The sequence below is a fragment of the Pseudomonas sp. FG29 genome (assembly GCF_057809355.1).
In genome coordinates, this window is record NZ_JBMDJU010000011.1 from 12,257 (window position 1) to 26,513 (window position 14,257).

Consider the following 14,257-nt stretch of genomic DNA (forward strand, 5'->3'; position numbering starts at 1 on the left):
CGCCTCTGACGATGGCTGCGCTGAGGGTGTTGGCAGAGCCCTTCATCGGGGTCGCTCCTGACGCTGTTGCTGTTCGTACCAGAATTTGCGCCGCAGCAGCTCGCCCGGATCATCCGGAATCTGCCGCAGCCATTGTTCCGTTGCCTGGCGGCGCTCCTGCGCCGTGCCCAGTTCTGCTTCGCTCAGTTGCCGCGCCGGGCCTTGTGTCTCGTCGGGCTCGTTCTGGCCGGGCTGATCGGCCTGGCCCGGCTGCTGATTGGCGTCCTGCTTGTCGTCGGCGTCACCGTCATCGTCATCGCCCTTGGCATCGGTGTCGGCAGGCTGGGGCTGGGCATCCGCTTTGGACTCGTCCTGGCGGCCTGGCGTCGGGTTCGATTGTTCCTGAGAGGGCGACTGTTGCGGGGGCTGCTGGCCTTGCGAGTCATTTGCCTGGGATGCCTGGCGTTGGCGCAGGGCCTCTTCGACCAGCGCCTTGTTGTGCTGGGCGGCGGCGAGATCCGGCTGGCGCTCCAGGGACTGGTCGTAGGCGTCGAGCGCCGCTTCCAGTTCACCGGCCTTGGCCAGGGCGTTGCCACGGTTGTAGTGGTCGCGGGCGGCATCGCCCTGGGCGAAGCGCTCGGCGGCGGCGGTGTAGTCGCCGGCCTCGAACAGCGCCTTGCCTTGCCATTGTGGATCCTCGAAGTGCTGTGCGGCTTCGGCTGGGCGCTGGGCTTCGAGCAGACGCATGCCCTGTTGATCCGGGCGCAGCCAGAGGTCGTCGAAGTCGAAGGCATAGCTCGTCTGCGGCGGCAGCATGAACACCAGTGGCAGCACCAGCAGCCAGCCGCGACGGCTGGCGCAGGCGGCCAGCAGCAACAGCGGTAGCAGCAGCCAGTAGCCCTGATCGATGCGGGCGTCGAGCTGTGTCGGTTCGCCCGCCGCCTGCATCGTCTGCGGGCCGTCGAGCAGGCCGAGGCGCTGCAGGTCGTCGTCGTCCAGGCGGATCTGGGCGTAGCGGCCGCCATTGGCTTCGGCAAACTGGCGCAGGCCACGGGCATCCAGACGCGGAATGACGATGCCGCCGCGCTCGTCCTTGAGGAAGCTGCCATCTTCCTGCACCACGGGCCCGCCTTCGCGGGTGCCGACACCGAGAATCAGCAGCGGCGTGGCGCGCCGGCCAAGGGCCTCGGCAATGCCGCTGCGTTCCTGTTCATCCAGGCTGCTGGTGATCAGCAGCAGGCGACCCTTGCCCAGTTGCGCCTGCTCCAGCAGTTGCAGGGCGCGCTCGACCGCCAGGTCGGCGCGTTGCCCCGCCTCGGGCATCAGCGAGGGCTTGAGCGATTCGAGCAGGTTGCGGCTGGTGGCCAGGTCGTCGGACAGCGGCACCAGGCCGTGGGCGCTGCCGGCGTAGACGACGATGGCGGTCTGCGCATCGCGCCGCGCTTCGAGCAGGTCGAGCAGCTTGCGGCGCGCCTGTTCCAGGCGGGTTGGCGGGGTATCGCCAGCCAGCATGCGCGGCGTCAGCTCCAGTATCACCACCAGCGGGTCGGCGGGTTTCTGATTGCTCTGCTGCGCCTGCTGCCAACTGGGGCCCAGCAAGGCCAGCACGGCGAGCAGCCAGGCCAAGCCAAGCAGCACCCAGGGCAGGCGGCTGCCGCGCCCACTGCCACCCTTGAGCAGCACGGCGTGGAAGGCCACCGGCAGCAGTTGCTGCCAGCGCCCGCTCTGCCGCTCGCGGTGCCACAGGCGCCACAGCAGCCAGGCGAGCAGGGGCAGGGCGAGTAGCCACAGGGGGCGCAGCCATTCGGGCCAGAGCGTGCTCATCGGCGCCACCTCAGGCGTTGTGGCCAGTCGGGCCAGAGCGTGTGGCAGGTCAGCAGCAGGCTGCCGAGCAGGGCCAGTACCAGCGGCCAGGGATACAGAGCCAGGGCCGGGCGGGCGAGGATGGGTTGCTGGGCCACGGGCTCGAGGCGGTCGAGGGTCGCTTCGATCTGTTGCAGCTCGTTCTGGCTGCGCGCGCGGAAATACTCGCCGCCGGTGGCATCGGCGATACCGCGCAAGGTCGGCTCGTCGAGGTCGAGGCTGCTGCTGAAGCCGAATACGCCGAGCACGCCGTCCTGCTGCGGATCGGCGCCGATGCCGATGGTGTAGATGCGCACGCCTTCCTCGGCGGCCAGGCGCGCGGCGGTCATCGGCTCCAGCGCGCCGCCGTTGCTGGCGCCGTCGGTGACCAGCACCAGCACGCGACTGTCGGCGGGACGCTGGCGCAAGCGTTTCACGGCCAGGCCGATGGCATCGCCGATGGCGGTGTTCTTGCCGGCGATGCCGATCAGGGCTTCGTCCAGCCAGGTGCGTACGGTGTGCCGGTCGAAGGTCAGCGGTGCCTGCAGGTAGGCCTGGCTGCCGAACAGGATCAGGCCGACGCGGTCGCCACGACGGCCTTCGATAAAGTCGCCGAGCAGGCGCTTGACCAGCTCCAGGCGGCTGATGGGCTCGTCGTCCCACTGCATGTCGGCGTAATCCATGGAACCGGAAACATCCACCGCCAGCAGCAGGTCGCGGCCGCTGGCCGGCAGTGGCAACGGTTCGCCGACCCATTGCGGGCGTGCAGCGGCGCACAGCAACAGCAGCCAGATCGCCACCAGCGGTGCCTGCTGGCGCCAGCCCGGCAGGGCGGCGCGGGCGCGGCGGCCGCTCAAGGCCTGCAACTCGTCGAGAAAGCCGACGCGCAGGGCCGCATCACCGTTGTCGGCGGCCGGCAACAGGTAACGCAGCAGCCAGGGCAGCGGTGCGAGCAGGAAGACCCACCACCAGGCGAACTCAAACATGCTTGCGAATCCAGGTGGCGATGGCCTGATCGAGCTCGTCGACGGCCTTGTCGCTCAGGGTGCACTGCGGCTTGTAGGCGCCCTCGACGAGGATCATCCAGCGCGTCAGGCCGGCGGCTGGGCAGCGGTTGTCGAGGAAGGCTAGCCAGGCGCGACTGCTCAGCACGTGGCTGGCGGCATCCGGGTAGCGTTCGCGGCACAGGCGCTTGAGCAGGGCGTTGAGCTGCTGCAGCCAGAGCCCGGCCGGCGCGCCGTCATAGGGTTTGCGCAGTTGCTGCAGCTCCTGCAGGGCGGCCTGGCGCAGACTGTCCAGCGGCTGTTGCGTGGCCGCGCTCGCTGGCCGTGCGCGCAGGCGGCGCAGCAGGCGCCAGACGCTCCAGGCGAGCACCGGCAACAGGGCCGCGAGCAGCCACCAGCCCGGCGCGGGCGGCCACCAGGGCACCGGCGCCGGGTCGATCAACGGCTGCAACTGGTCGAGTGGATTCATGGCGCCTTTCTCGGATGCAGGGCGCTCAGTTGCTCCTGCAACTGATCGATCAGTTCGAACTGGGTGCTCAACGGCAGCAAGGGCACGCCGAGTTTCTGCGCCAGGCGCTGCCAGCGTGCCTCGCGGGCCTGGGCCTGACTGCGGTAGGTCTGGCGCAGGCTGTCGTTGTGGCTGTCGAGCTCCAGCCGTGCGCCGCCCTGGGTGAAACGCAGCAGGCCGGCGGCGGGCAGGGCGTGGTCGAGCGGGTCGGACAGCGGTAGCAGCAGCAGGTCGGTGTGGCGAGCGAGCAGGGTCAGTTGCTGTTCGGCGTTGTCGTTCAGCGCGCGCTCGTCGCACAGCACGATCACCAGGCTGCCGGGGCGCAGCACTTCGCGGGCGCGGCGCAGGGCCAGGCCAAAGGTGTCGCGAGCCGTTGCGGCGATGCCATCCGGCGTCAGCGCGTGGTTGGCGCGGGCCAGCAGGTTGAGCAGTTGCAGCAAGCTCTGCTTGCTGCGGCGTGGCTTGACCTCATGGTGCTCGTTGTCGGCGAACACCAGGCCGCCGATGCGGTCGTTGTGGCCCAGCGCGGCCCAGCCGACCAGCGCGGCGGCGCGGGCCGCCAGCACCGACTTGAAGCATTGGCCGGAGCCGAAGAACAGACGCTGGCTCTGTTCGGCGATGATGAAGATGGGCCGCTCGCGCTCCTCGTGGAACAGCTTGGTGTGCGGCTCCTGGGTGCGCGCGGTGACGCGCCAGTCGATGGTGCGCACGTCGTCGCCAGGCTGGTAGACACGCACCTGGTCGAAGTCCACGCCACGTCCGCGCAGCTTGGAGTGGTGCAGGCCGATCAGCGGGCTGCGCCGTGCCGGCGTGGAGAACAGCGGCACCTCATGCACCTTGTGGCGCATGTCGATCAGCTCGCCAAGGGCGATATGGATGCCAGCTTGCAGCGTTTGGCTTGCCGCGTGCGGCTGCATTTATGCCACCGCTACCACATCGAGGATGCGCTGGATCACGCGATCCTGGTCGACGCCCGAGGCTTCGGCCTCGAACGAGAGGATGATGCGGTGGCGCAGCACGTCGAACAGCACCGCCTGGATGTCCTCGGGGCTGACGAAATCACGCCCGGCCAGCCAGGCGTGTGCGCGTGCGCAACGGTCGAGGGAGATGGAGCCGCGCGGGCTGGCGCCATAGGCGATCCACTCGGCCAGCTCGGCGTCGAACTTGGCCGGGGTGCGGCTGGCCATGACCAGTTGCACCAGGTATTCCTCCACCGCATCGGCCATGTACAGGCCGAGGATTTCCTTGCGTGCGGCGAAGATCGCCTGCTGGCTGACCCGGTGCTCGGGCTTGGCTTCACCGTTGAGCGCATCACCACGGGCCTGGGCGAGGATCTTGCGCTCCACGGCAGCATCGGGGAAACCGATCTTCACGTGCATCAGGAAGCGGTCGAGCTGCGCCTCGGGCAGCGGGTAGGTGCCCTCCTGCTCGATGGGGTTCTGCGTGGCCATGACCAGGAACAGTGGCGACAGGTCATAGGTCGAACGGCCCACCGAGACCTGACGCTCAGCCATGGCTTCGAGCAGCGCCGACTGCACCTTGGCCGGGGCGCGGTTGATTTCGTCGGCCAGCACCAGGTTGTGGAAGATCGGCCCCTGCTGGAACACGAAACTGCCGGTTTCCGGACGATAGATCTCGGTACCGGTGATGTCCGCCGGGAGCAGATCCGGGGTGAACTGGATGCGGTGGAACTCGCCCTCGATGCCCTCGGCCAGTTCCTTGATCGCCTTGGTCTTGGCCAGGCCGGGTGCTCCCTCGACGAGCAGATGGCCGTCGGCGAGCAGGGCCACCAGCAGGCGATCGATCAGACGATCCTGACCGAGAATCTGAGTGGAGAGAAATTGGCGTAACGCGACCAGCGCTTCACGGTGTTCCATCGTCGGGCTCTTGTGGGAGGGGCAAGGGCGGTTGCCATCTTGCAGGCAGGCCGACGACTTTAATCCATTTGCCGCGTCAGCCGCTATGCATGGCGCTGTCTTGCTGTCTGGGATGCACGATTGTCGCGGCTGAAGCCCCTCCCACAGTGATGCCCTGAGTGGGAGAGGCTTTAGCCGTGACGGCAGCGGTTACTGCCACTGCGTCAGCAACTGGCGATGCTGCTGCTGCGCGCGCTCCTGGGTGACGGGCGCCAGGTACAGCGTCTGCCCGGGCAGGCATTGCGCCAGGCGGGCCACGGCCTGTGGCGTCAGCGCGCCAAGACGCGGGTAGCCACCGATGGTCTGGCGATCATTGAGCAGGATGATCGGCTGACCATCGGGCGGTACCTGCACCGCGCCCAGCGGTATGCCTTCGGAGATCATCGAGCCGCGTTGGCACTGCAGTGGCGGGCCATCGAGGCGCACGCCCATGCGGTCGGCGCGCGGGTCGATCAGCCATGGGCTGTTGAATGCATCGAACAGGCTCTGCCCACTGAAGTCGCCGATCTGCGCGCCCATCACCAGTTGCAGGCGTGGCGATGGCTCGAATGATGGAATATGCGCCGTGGGCATCTCGCGCAGACACGTCGGCGCGGTTGCCTGCCAGCCCAGCAGATCGTCGGCCTGCAGCGCCTGGCCATCGCCATGCAATCCACCCAGCCCCTCGCGCAGCATGCTGGCGCAACTGCCGAGCACCTGCGGCGCCTGAAAGCCGCCGGGCGCAGCCAGGTAGGCCCGTGCACCCTGACGTGGCTGGGCGAAGCTCAGACGCTGCCCGGCGCGCACCGCAAAATGCCGCCAGGGCGTCAGCGGCTGGTCATCCAGGTGGGCGCCGAGGTCGGCGCCGGCCAGGGCCAGGGTGGTGTCGCCCGTGCATTCGAATTCGACGTTGCCGAGGGTGATCTCCACCACGGCGACGGTGAGTGGATTACCCAGCAGCCAGTTGGCCCAGCGGTGGGCGATCCAGTCCAGCGCGCCGCTCTGGGTCACGCCGAGGTGACGCACGCCGAAGCGCCCGCCGTCCTGCAATTGCACGAAGGGGCTGCTGCGCAGCACACGCAGTGAGGGTTGGGCAGCAGTCATTGGCTGACCTCCAGCGGGCTGTCGTCACCGCCCAGACGCAGGAACTCGGCGCGCTCGATGGGCACGAAGCGCACGCGGTCGCCAGGCTGCAGCAGGCTGTAGCCGTCGAGGTCGCTGCCGAACAACCGCGCCGGCGTGCGCCCGAGCAGGTTCCAGCCGCCCGGCGAGACCACCGGGTAGGCGGCGGTCTGACGTTCGGCGATGCCGACGCTGCCGGGCGCGATGCGCTTACGTGGAGTGCTCAGACGCGGCGTGGCGAGAATCTCCTCGACCAGACCCATGAAGGCGAAACCGGGGGCGAAACCCAGGGCGAACACCTGGTAGGCATGGCCGCTGTGGCGAGCGATCACCTCGGCTTCGCTGAGCCCGCTGCGGCGAGCCAGCAGGGGTAGTTCCGGGCCGACGCTGCGGTCGTACCAGGTCGGCAGCAAGTGTTCGCGCCCGCCTTGCGTATCGGCAGGCTGCAGGTCAGCGAGTGCCTCGGCGATCTTGGCGCGCGCCTGAGCGCTGTCGAGTTGGTTCAGGTCGTAGTGCAGCAGCAGGGTGGTGTAGGAAGGCACCAGGTCGAGCAGGGCGTCACCGAATGCGGCTTGCAGACGCAGGCGGGCGGCCTGCATCCAGGGCATGTTGGCTTCGTCGATGTGCTCGAACAGGCGCAGGATTAGGCTGTCGATGCCGGCGACTTCCAGTCGCACGCGGGGCGCATTCATACGCGTGCCAAAGCGTCGAAGGCTTCACGGATACGCTTGACCGCCGCCACCGAGCTGGCGTTGTCGCCATGCACGCAGAGGGTCTGCGCCGCCAGGTGCAGGGCGCTGCCGTCGCTGGCCTGCAGGGCTTCGCCGCGGGCCAGGGTGACGGCCTGGGCGACGATCACCTCGCTGTCATGGTGCACCGCGCCAGGCTGGCTGCGGCTGACCAGGTAGCCGGCGGCGTCATAGGCGCGGTCGGCGAAGGCCTCGAACCACAGGGTCAGGCCGAACTCGTCGCCCAATGCCTGGGCCACGCTGTTGTCGCGGGTGCTCATCAGCATCAGTGGCAACTGGCGGTCGTACTTGGCCACGGCGCTCATCACCGCGCGCAGGGTGGCGGGTTTGCGCATCATGTCCTGGTACAGCGCACCATGCGGTTTGACGTAGCTGACGCGAGCACCTTGGCTGCGGCAGAGGCCTTCGAGGGCGCCGATCTGGTAGAGCATCAGGTCTTCGACTTCCTGCGGCGTGCAGTCCATCGAGCGACGGCCGAAGCCGACCAGATCCTGGTAGGCGGTGTGCGCGCCGATGCGTACGCCGTGTTGCACGGCCAGGGCTACGGTCTTGCGCATCACGCTGGGGTCCGAGGCATGGAAACCGCAGGCGATGTTGGCGCAGTCGATGAAGGGCATGACCTCGGCGTCCAGGCCCATGGTCCAGGCGCCGAAGCTTTCGCCGATGTCGCAGTTCAGAAGCAGGCTGTTCACGTGACCATCCTATTCATGGCGTGCATGCAGGTTATGTCGCTCCGCCATGCCCTGGCCGGGCATCGCGAGAGGCTGTCACGCATTGTTCCGGCGGCAAGGGTGAGCGTCCAACTAATTAATGCAGTCGCCAGAGATAGGAAAGGCTGATGGTCTCGGGCAGGCACTCGACGAGGCCTGCCGAAGCGGTGTGATACAGGTCTGGCAGGTGCGGACTCAGGCCAGGCGGAACTGGCTGGCGCTGCGCCCCAGGGCATCGACCTGCGAGGACAACCCCTCGGTGTGATCGCCCAGGGCATGGCGCAGATCCTTGCTCTGGCCGGTGTGCAGGTTGATGGTTTCCATCTTGTCGGCGATGTCCTCGGTGGTGGTGGACACCTCTTCGATGGCGACCACCACCTGGTTCATCTCGCCGGTGAGGCGCTCCATGGCCGTGGTGATCGACTCGATGGCGCTGGCGACCTGCGCGGAATGGCGCTCACCTTCGGCGGCCAGGCCGATGCCGTTGTTCATCAGCTCATGCATCTGCCGCGTCTGCTGCTGGAATTCACCGACGATGGCGCTGATGTCGGTGGTGGCGGCGACGGTCTTCTGTGCCAGCGAGCGCACCTCGTCGGCCACCACCGAGAAGCCGCGCCCGGCCTCGCCGGCGCGTGCCGCTTCGATGGCCGCGTTGAGGGCGAGCAGGTTGGTCTGGTCGGCCAGGCTGTTGATCACGTCGACGATACCGTTGACCCGCGCACTGCTCTGGCCGAGCGCATCGACCTGGCTGTGGGTGGCCTGGATCAGTTGCGCCAGGCGGCTCATGCTGGCGACGCTGGCGGCGATCACCTGGCCGCCATCACGTGCAGCATCGTAGGCACTGGTGGTGGCGGTACCGACTTCGGCGGTGCGTTGTGCCATGTCGTTGAGGGTGGCGCTGATCTGGTGCGAGGCCGAGGCGGCCTGTTCTGTCTGCATCTCTACTTGCAGGCTGTTGTCGCCCAACTGGCGCATGGCGTCGCCGAGATGATGATGCAGGCGGTTCAGCTCATCGTTGGCGTGCAGCACCTGGGTGACGATGTCTCCGATGCCCTGGATCATCCGGTTGGCCGCGTCGGCGAGCTGGTTGAATTCGTCGCGCGGGTTGTTGCCCACCGGCAATCTGCCGGACAGATCGCCAGACGCCACGCGGCTGAGCAACTGGGTGACATTGCGCAGGCGCGTGACCAGCGTGCGCGAGGCCTGCAGCAAGGTCAGCGAGAGCAGGGCGGCGACGGCCAGGAAGCTCAGCCCCATGGCGTAGCGTGCCGACTCCTGCGCCTGCTGCGCCTCCTGGCTGCGGCGCAGCAGCAGGCCGTTCTGCAGCGCCTGCGCCTGGGCTTCGACGCTGGCCTGCAGTTGTTCGCCGAGCTGGTTCAGGCGCTGGTTCACGGCGCTGATCTGCTCGATGCTGGCATGCGCGTCGGCAAATGCCTGGGCGAAGCCGCTGACGTTCTTGCCGATCGGCGTGTCCTGCCACTCGAGGTCGGCGATCTGCGCCTGCAGCTTGACGATGGCGGCCTGGGTGATCTGGGCGAAGCCGGCATCGAAGGATGACAGGTAGTCACGCTGGCCACTCAGGGCCGCGCTGATGAAGGGCTTGATCAGGTCGAAACTGATGGCTTCCAGCGCCTTGCTCTTTTCGCTGAGGTTCTTGCGCTGGCCTTCGAAGGGCGTGAGGCCGAGGGCCTGATTCAGCACCAGCCATTGGCGCTGCTGGGCGATTTCCTCGAGCAGCACGCTCTGGATGCGCTCGGCATGTTGCACGGTGCTGGCATCATCCAGGGTGCGTGCCTGTGTCAGCAGTTGTCCGACAAGATTTTCCAGTTCGTCCAGGCCGGCCTTGTAGCTGTCGAGTCGATCCGGGCTCAGGCCCTGGCGCAGGGTGTTCTGTCGCCACCAGTGATTCATCAGCTGGGTACTCGTACTGGCATAGCCAGCGGCGCTTTCTCGCGCCTGCAGCGCAGTGCTGACGCTATGACTGGCCCACAGCGAGGCCGCAGCCATCAGCGCCAGGCTGATCAGGGTGAGCGCGATGAGGGCGCGGAATTTGTGTTGCCAGGACAGTTGAAGGTTCACGTTAACGCCTCGCCATCTTCTGAAGGATGATTCTCAGGAATCGGCAAGTTGTCATACAACTTGATTAAAAGTCTATGGCCATCTTGTCGTTCGAGAAACGCAAACGGGGCCGTGAAGGCCCCGTTGTCGTGTAGCCGCTTACCAGAGCGGCAGGCTATAGCTGAGAATCAGGCGGTTTTCGTCGAGATCATTGCCGAAGTTGGAGCGAACGGTGGCGTTGCGCCATTTCAGCCCGAGGTTTTTCAGCGGGCCTTCCTGGATCACGTAAGCGATGTCCATGTTGCGCTCCCATTCCTTGCCTTCATCGCTGCGCCCGGCCATCTCGACGTTGTCGCCGGCAATGTAGCGGGTCATGAAGGTCAGACCGGGAATGCCAAGGCTGGCAAAGTTGTAGTCGTAGCGTACTTGCCAGGAACGTTCCTGGGTGTTGGCGAAGTCGTTGATCTGGACGAAGTTGACCAGGAACGGGTCGCTGCTGGCGATGTATGGGAAGGGATCGTCGCCGCTCATGCGCTGGTAGCCGGCGCCCAAGGCATGGCCGCCCAGGCTGTAGGTAAACATGGCGCCGAAGGCCTTGTTGTCGAGGTCGCGGAAATTGCCGTCCTCACGGCTTTGCGAGTAGCGCAGGTCGCTCTTGAACGACTGGCCATCACCCAGCGGCAGCACATGCAGCAGCGTGCCGTAGTACTGCTGGTAGATGTTCTCCAGCTCACCGTAATGCAGGCCGGCGGTGAGCTGCGGGGTGAGTTTGTATTCGCCGCCGCCGAAGGTGAACGAGTCGCTGCTGCCGCCGATGCGGTTGCCGCTCATCTCGGTGTAGTCGCTGGAGTTGTTGGCCTTGATGCGATTGATCTTGCCGCCTTGCAGGGTCAGGTTGTCGACCTCCTGCACGTTGAGTAGCGCGCCCTGGAAGGTCTGCGGCAGCAGGCGCGAGTCATTGGCTGAAACGATCGGGCTGCGAAAACTCAGGGCGCCGACCTTCAGCGTGCTGTTGGAGACCTTCACCTTGCCGGTCAGTGCCAGCTTGGAATATTCGTCCTGCGAGCCGCCGGAACGATCGGCTGGCAGCAGACCGCTGCCGGCGGTGCCGTCGCCTGAGTCGAGCTTGAGGCCGAGCATGCCCAGCGCATCGACACCGAAACCGACGGTGCCCTCGGTGTAACCGGATTCCATGCGCAGCAGGAAGCCCTGCGCCCATTCTTCGGCCTTGTCGCGCGCGCCGCTCTGGCGGAAATCGCGGTTGAAATAGAAGTTGCGCATTTCCAGGTTGGCCTTGCTGTCTGCGATGAAATCGGCCTGGGCCAGGGCCGGCAGGCCGCTGCCGAGCAGCAGGGCGGATGCCAGGGGGAAATGGGGTTTCATGATGCAATGTCTCCTGTCGGGAGCGCGCAGCGGCGAGGATGGCTGCTTGGCAGAGCGCGTTTTTGGAATGATGTTGTTGTGGTCTGCGCAGAGCGCGGCGCCATTCTTCAAAGCCGAGTTCGCTGGCGTCCAACGAGAAAAACCGGGGGCTGGCGATAAGAAAATTCATCGGCAGAAGAAAAAATGCCTGGCATGCAACCTGCTACGCCCGGGGCTGCATGAGGCCCGGTGGACGGGTCTTGATGACGACACGGTAGAGAGGCGTTGTGGCATGAACCTGAGATTTCTCGAGACTTTCGTTTGGGTGGCGCGGCTGAAGAGTTTTCGCCTCACGGCGGAAAAGCTGTTCAGCACCCAGGCCTCCATCTCCAGCCGTATCGCGGCGCTCGAGGACGAGTTGGGCACGCGCCTCTTCCTGCGTGATTCGAAGGGGGTTTCCCTGACGCCGGAAGGACAGAAGGTGCTCGAATACGCCGAACGCATGATCGACACCATGCAGGCGCTGAAGCAGTCGATCAGCGACACCGGCAATATCCAGGGGCGCATTCGTGTCGGGGCGATGGATACCGTCATTCACACCTGGCTGAGTCCGTTCGTAACACGGGTGATGGAACGCTACCCGGCGGTGGAGATCGAGCTGACCGCCGATACCGCGCGCAACCTCAACGAGCAGTTGCTCAAGGGCTATCTGGACATCGTCTTCCAGACTGACATGGTTAATGGCGACAGCGTGCGCAACCTGGAACTGGCTGCCTTTCCGGTGCGCTGGATCGTGCCGACCGGCTCGCTCTACCACCGTGGTTATGCCTCGATGGACGAACTGGCGAAGGAGCGCATCATCACCTTCTCGAAGAATTCACGGCCGCATCAGGACATCCTCAACCTGCTGCATGCCGGCAGCGTCAGCGCGCCGCGCATCAACTGCGTCAACTCCATCGCCGCGATGACGCGGCTGATCCGTGACGGCTTCGGCATCGGCGCGTTGCCGCCGGCGCTGGTGCGGGACGAACTCAAGCAGGGGCTGCTGACCATCCTCGATGAGGTGCCCGAGCCGCCGCCGCTGCCCGTGGTGGCGACCTGGCGTACCGGCGTCGGCCTGGAGCTGAGCGAAGACATCATCGCCCTGGCCAGTGAGGCACTGGATGCCTACGCCGAGGAAATGGGTGAAACCTGCATAGTGCGGGTCGCCCCCGCCTCGGAACAAAAGAGCGCCTGAACCTGACGCTCAGCCAGGGCGGGCCATGCGACGGATGCTCGCTGTTGGTGCGTGGCCCGGGCGAATGCCCCCTTTGCTCTCATAACGAATTCCGATCATGCGCTGCCGGTTTTTCTAGTTGGACAGGGTAGGGCGATGCGCTGAGACTCGAAATCGTCTTCCAGCCGCGCTCTGCGGCGCACTCAGAACAATGAACAGGAGAGCACCATGAACAGCATCGCAACGCGTTTCGCCATGACCGCTTTGGCTTGTGCCCTGGGCTTCGGCGTCCAGGCCGGCGAACGCTGGAACATGACCGCCGAGAACCCCGACGGCAACTTCATCACCACCGTGGCCAAGGAGTTCGCCCAGGACGTGGAAAAGTCCAGCAACGGCGAGTTGCAGATCCGTGTGCACGCCAACTCGGTGCTGTTCAAACGTCCTGAGGTCAAGCGTGCGGTGCAGACTGGCCAGGTGCAGGTGGGTGACGTGCTGATGTCGGTGCTGGGCAACGAGGACCCGATCTTCGAGATCGACAGCGTGCCGTTCCTGGTACGCAACTACGAGCAGGCTCAGGCCCTGTGGGCCGCCAGCCGTCCAGCCGTGGAGGAGCGTCTGGCCAAGCAGGGCATCAAGTTGCTGTACGCCATGCCCTGGTCGCCGCAGAGCATCTTCACCAAGACGCCGGTGACCAGCATGGACGATTTCAAGGGCATGAAATTCCGTGCCTACAACCCGGCCACCTCGCGCATGACTGAACTGATGGGCGCGGTGCCGACGGTGATCCAGACCGGCGAGATCGCCCAGGCCTTCAGCACCGGCATGATCAACGGCATGCTCACCTCGCCGACCACGGGCGTGGATTCCCAGGCCTGGGACTTCTCTTCCTATTACTACGACGTCAAGGCCTTCATTCCGAAGAACTTCGTCATCGTCAACGCCCGAGCCTTCGCCCGCCTGCCACAGGCGACCCAGACCGCCGTGCTGGAGGCGGCCAAGCGTGCCGAGGAGCGTGGCTGGGCGATTGCCCAGGAGAAGACCGGTGAGCTGGTCAAGACCCTGGCCGATAACGGCATGCAGGTGTCCGAGCAGGCACCGGCGGCGGTGGAAACCGGCTTCGAGCAGATCGGTCAGACCATGACCGAGGAGTGGCTCAAGCGCGCCGGCGCCGATGGCCAGGCGATCCTCGACGCCTACCAGCGCTAATCCGGTTGCCCGCCGTCGCCCCAGCGACCGCGGGCTATTCTTCAAGGCTTGCCCAGGGAGCCCGTAGTTCATGACCCCACTGCACAAGCTCTACACCTTGTCCGGATGGCTGTCCGGCCTGTTTCTCATCCTGATCTGTCTGCTCGTCGTGGCGCAGATCGTCGCTCGTCAGTTGGGCACCATGGTGCCTGCTGCCGATGAGTTCGCCGCTTATGCGATGGCGGCGTCGGGTTTTCTCGCCTTGCCCTATGCGCTGCAGCGCGGCGTGCATATTCGTGTGGAACTGCTGCTGCGACTGCTGCCCGCTGGTGGTCGGCGCGTGGCCGATGTGCTGGCCACGCTGGTTGGCCTGGGTATCGCGGCATACATGGCCTGGTATTGCGCGTCGTTCGTGCTGGAATCCTACGAATTCAAGGAAGTGTCGTCCGGCCTGTTGCCGATTCCCATGTGGTTGCCGCAACTGCCGATGCTGCTCGGCACCCTGATTCTGGTGGTGGCGATGGCTGAGCGCCTGGTGTTGACCTGTCTGGGCAAACCCTTCGAAGCCGCCGAAGCCGGCACGGCGATGAGCGAGTGAGCCTGCGGGCTCGACCCTTAAATGCGGCC

Annotated in this window: 13 protein-coding genes; 3 read left to right on the plus strand and 10 right to left on the minus strand. The window is 65.9% G+C overall.

Annotated elements, in window-relative coordinates:
• Positions 1–42: 42 nt before the first annotated feature.
• The 10 genes from ACODS1_RS13230 to ACODS1_RS13275 all read right to left on the minus strand — a co-directional run bounded on the left by ACODS1_RS13230 (position 43) and on the right by ACODS1_RS13275 (position 11,250).
• Positions 43–1,803: a VWA domain-containing protein gene (locus tag ACODS1_RS13230; protein WP_489086014.1), complete on the minus strand. Its 1,761-nt coding sequence runs from the start codon at positions 1,801–1,803 to the stop codon at positions 43–45.
• Positions 1,800–2,807: a vWA domain-containing protein gene (locus tag ACODS1_RS13235; protein WP_489086015.1), complete on the minus strand. Its 1,008-nt coding sequence runs from the start codon at positions 2,805–2,807 to the stop codon at positions 1,800–1,802. The genes ACODS1_RS13230 and ACODS1_RS13235 overlap by 4 nt, the downstream gene beginning before the upstream one ends.
• Positions 2,800–3,294, minus strand: a complete 495-nt coding sequence (locus tag ACODS1_RS13240) for a DUF4381 domain-containing protein (protein ID WP_489086016.1) — start codon at positions 3,292–3,294, stop codon at positions 2,800–2,802. The genes ACODS1_RS13235 and ACODS1_RS13240 overlap by 8 nt, the downstream gene beginning before the upstream one ends.
• A complete protein-coding gene (locus ACODS1_RS13245) occupies positions 3,291–4,250 on the minus strand; it encodes a DUF58 domain-containing protein (RefSeq protein WP_322978209.1) in 960 nt (319 codons plus the stop codon). The genes ACODS1_RS13240 and ACODS1_RS13245 overlap by 4 nt, the downstream gene beginning before the upstream one ends.
• The gene (locus ACODS1_RS13250) at positions 4,251–5,210 is read right to left on the minus strand and encodes an AAA family ATPase (RefSeq protein ID WP_442445792.1); all 960 of its coding nucleotides are present in this window, start codon (positions 5,208–5,210) and stop codon (positions 4,251–4,253) included.
• Between the two features lie 189 nt (positions 5,211–5,399).
• Complete coding sequence (locus tag ACODS1_RS13255) at positions 5,400–6,332, minus strand: 5-oxoprolinase subunit C family protein (protein WP_489086017.1); 933 nt, start codon at positions 6,330–6,332, stop codon at positions 5,400–5,402.
• Complete coding sequence (locus ACODS1_RS13260; protein ID WP_489086018.1) at positions 6,329–7,042, minus strand: 5-oxoprolinase subunit B family protein; 714 nt, start codon at positions 7,040–7,042, stop codon at positions 6,329–6,331. The genes ACODS1_RS13255 and ACODS1_RS13260 overlap by 4 nt, the downstream gene beginning before the upstream one ends.
• Entirely contained in the window at positions 7,039–7,791 is a 753-nt protein-coding gene (locus ACODS1_RS13265) for a 5-oxoprolinase subunit PxpA (protein WP_489086019.1), read from the minus strand. The genes ACODS1_RS13260 and ACODS1_RS13265 overlap by 4 nt, the downstream gene beginning before the upstream one ends.
• A 213-nt stretch (positions 7,792–8,004) precedes the next feature.
• Positions 8,005–9,888 carry a methyl-accepting chemotaxis protein gene (locus tag ACODS1_RS13270; protein WP_489086020.1) on the minus strand — a complete coding sequence of 628 codons (1,884 nt, stop codon included), beginning with the start codon at positions 9,886–9,888 and terminating at the stop codon, positions 8,005–8,007.
• 138 nt (positions 9,889–10,026) lie between these two features.
• Entirely contained in the window at positions 10,027–11,250 is a 1,224-nt protein-coding gene (locus ACODS1_RS13275) for an OprD family porin (RefSeq protein WP_489086021.1), read from the minus strand.
• 271 nt (positions 11,251–11,521) lie between these two features.
• Between ACODS1_RS13275 and ACODS1_RS13280 the strand changes: the two genes are divergently transcribed.
• The 3 genes from ACODS1_RS13280 to ACODS1_RS13290 all read left to right on the plus strand — a co-directional run bounded on the left by ACODS1_RS13280 (position 11,522) and on the right by ACODS1_RS13290 (position 14,228).
• Positions 11,522–12,466, plus strand: coding sequence for a LysR family transcriptional regulator (locus tag ACODS1_RS13280; RefSeq protein ID WP_489086022.1), 945 nt, complete (start codon positions 11,522–11,524; stop codon positions 12,464–12,466).
• Between the two features lie 207 nt (positions 12,467–12,673).
• Positions 12,674–13,651, plus strand: a complete 978-nt coding sequence (locus ACODS1_RS13285; RefSeq protein ID WP_322978201.1) for a TRAP transporter substrate-binding protein — start codon at positions 12,674–12,676, stop codon at positions 13,649–13,651.
• A gap of 70 nt (positions 13,652–13,721) precedes the next feature.
• Positions 13,722–14,228, plus strand: coding sequence for a TRAP transporter small permease (locus ACODS1_RS13290; protein WP_489086023.1), 507 nt, complete (start codon positions 13,722–13,724; stop codon positions 14,226–14,228).
• The last annotated feature ends 29 nt before the right edge of the window (positions 14,229–14,257 follow it).

What these genes read in the sequence shown, in the direction of transcription:
- ACODS1_RS13280 (WP_489086022.1), top strand. Translation starts at nt 11,522, where the DNA reads ATGAACCTGAGATTTCTCGAGACTTTCGTTTGGGTGGCGCGGCTGAAG.
- ACODS1_RS13250 (WP_442445792.1), bottom strand. Translation starts at nt 5,210, where the DNA reads ATGGAACACCGTGAAGCGCTGGTCGCGTTACGCCAATTTCTCTCCACT.
- ACODS1_RS13285 (WP_322978201.1), top strand. Translation starts at nt 12,674, where the DNA reads ATGAACAGCATCGCAACGCGTTTCGCCATGACCGCTTTGGCTTGTGCC.
- ACODS1_RS13275 (WP_489086021.1), bottom strand. Translation starts at nt 11,250, where the DNA reads ATGAAACCCCATTTCCCCCTGGCATCCGCCCTGCTGCTCGGCAGCGGC.
- ACODS1_RS13255 (WP_489086017.1), bottom strand. Translation starts at nt 6,332, where the DNA reads ATGACTGCTGCCCAACCCTCACTGCGTGTGCTGCGCAGCAGCCCCTTC.
- ACODS1_RS13235 (WP_489086015.1), bottom strand. Translation starts at nt 2,807, where the DNA reads ATGTTTGAGTTCGCCTGGTGGTGGGTCTTCCTGCTCGCACCGCTGCCC.
- ACODS1_RS13230 (WP_489086014.1), bottom strand. Translation starts at nt 1,803, where the DNA reads ATGAGCACGCTCTGGCCCGAATGGCTGCGCCCCCTGTGGCTACTCGCC.
- ACODS1_RS13245 (WP_322978209.1), bottom strand. Translation starts at nt 4,250, where the DNA reads ATGCAGCCGCACGCGGCAAGCCAAACGCTGCAAGCTGGCATCCATATC.
- ACODS1_RS13290 (WP_489086023.1), top strand. Translation starts at nt 13,722, where the DNA reads ATGACCCCACTGCACAAGCTCTACACCTTGTCCGGATGGCTGTCCGGC.
- ACODS1_RS13240 (WP_489086016.1), bottom strand. Translation starts at nt 3,294, where the DNA reads ATGAATCCACTCGACCAGTTGCAGCCGTTGATCGACCCGGCGCCGGTG.
- ACODS1_RS13260 (WP_489086018.1), bottom strand. Translation starts at nt 7,042, where the DNA reads ATGAATGCGCCCCGCGTGCGACTGGAAGTCGCCGGCATCGACAGCCTA.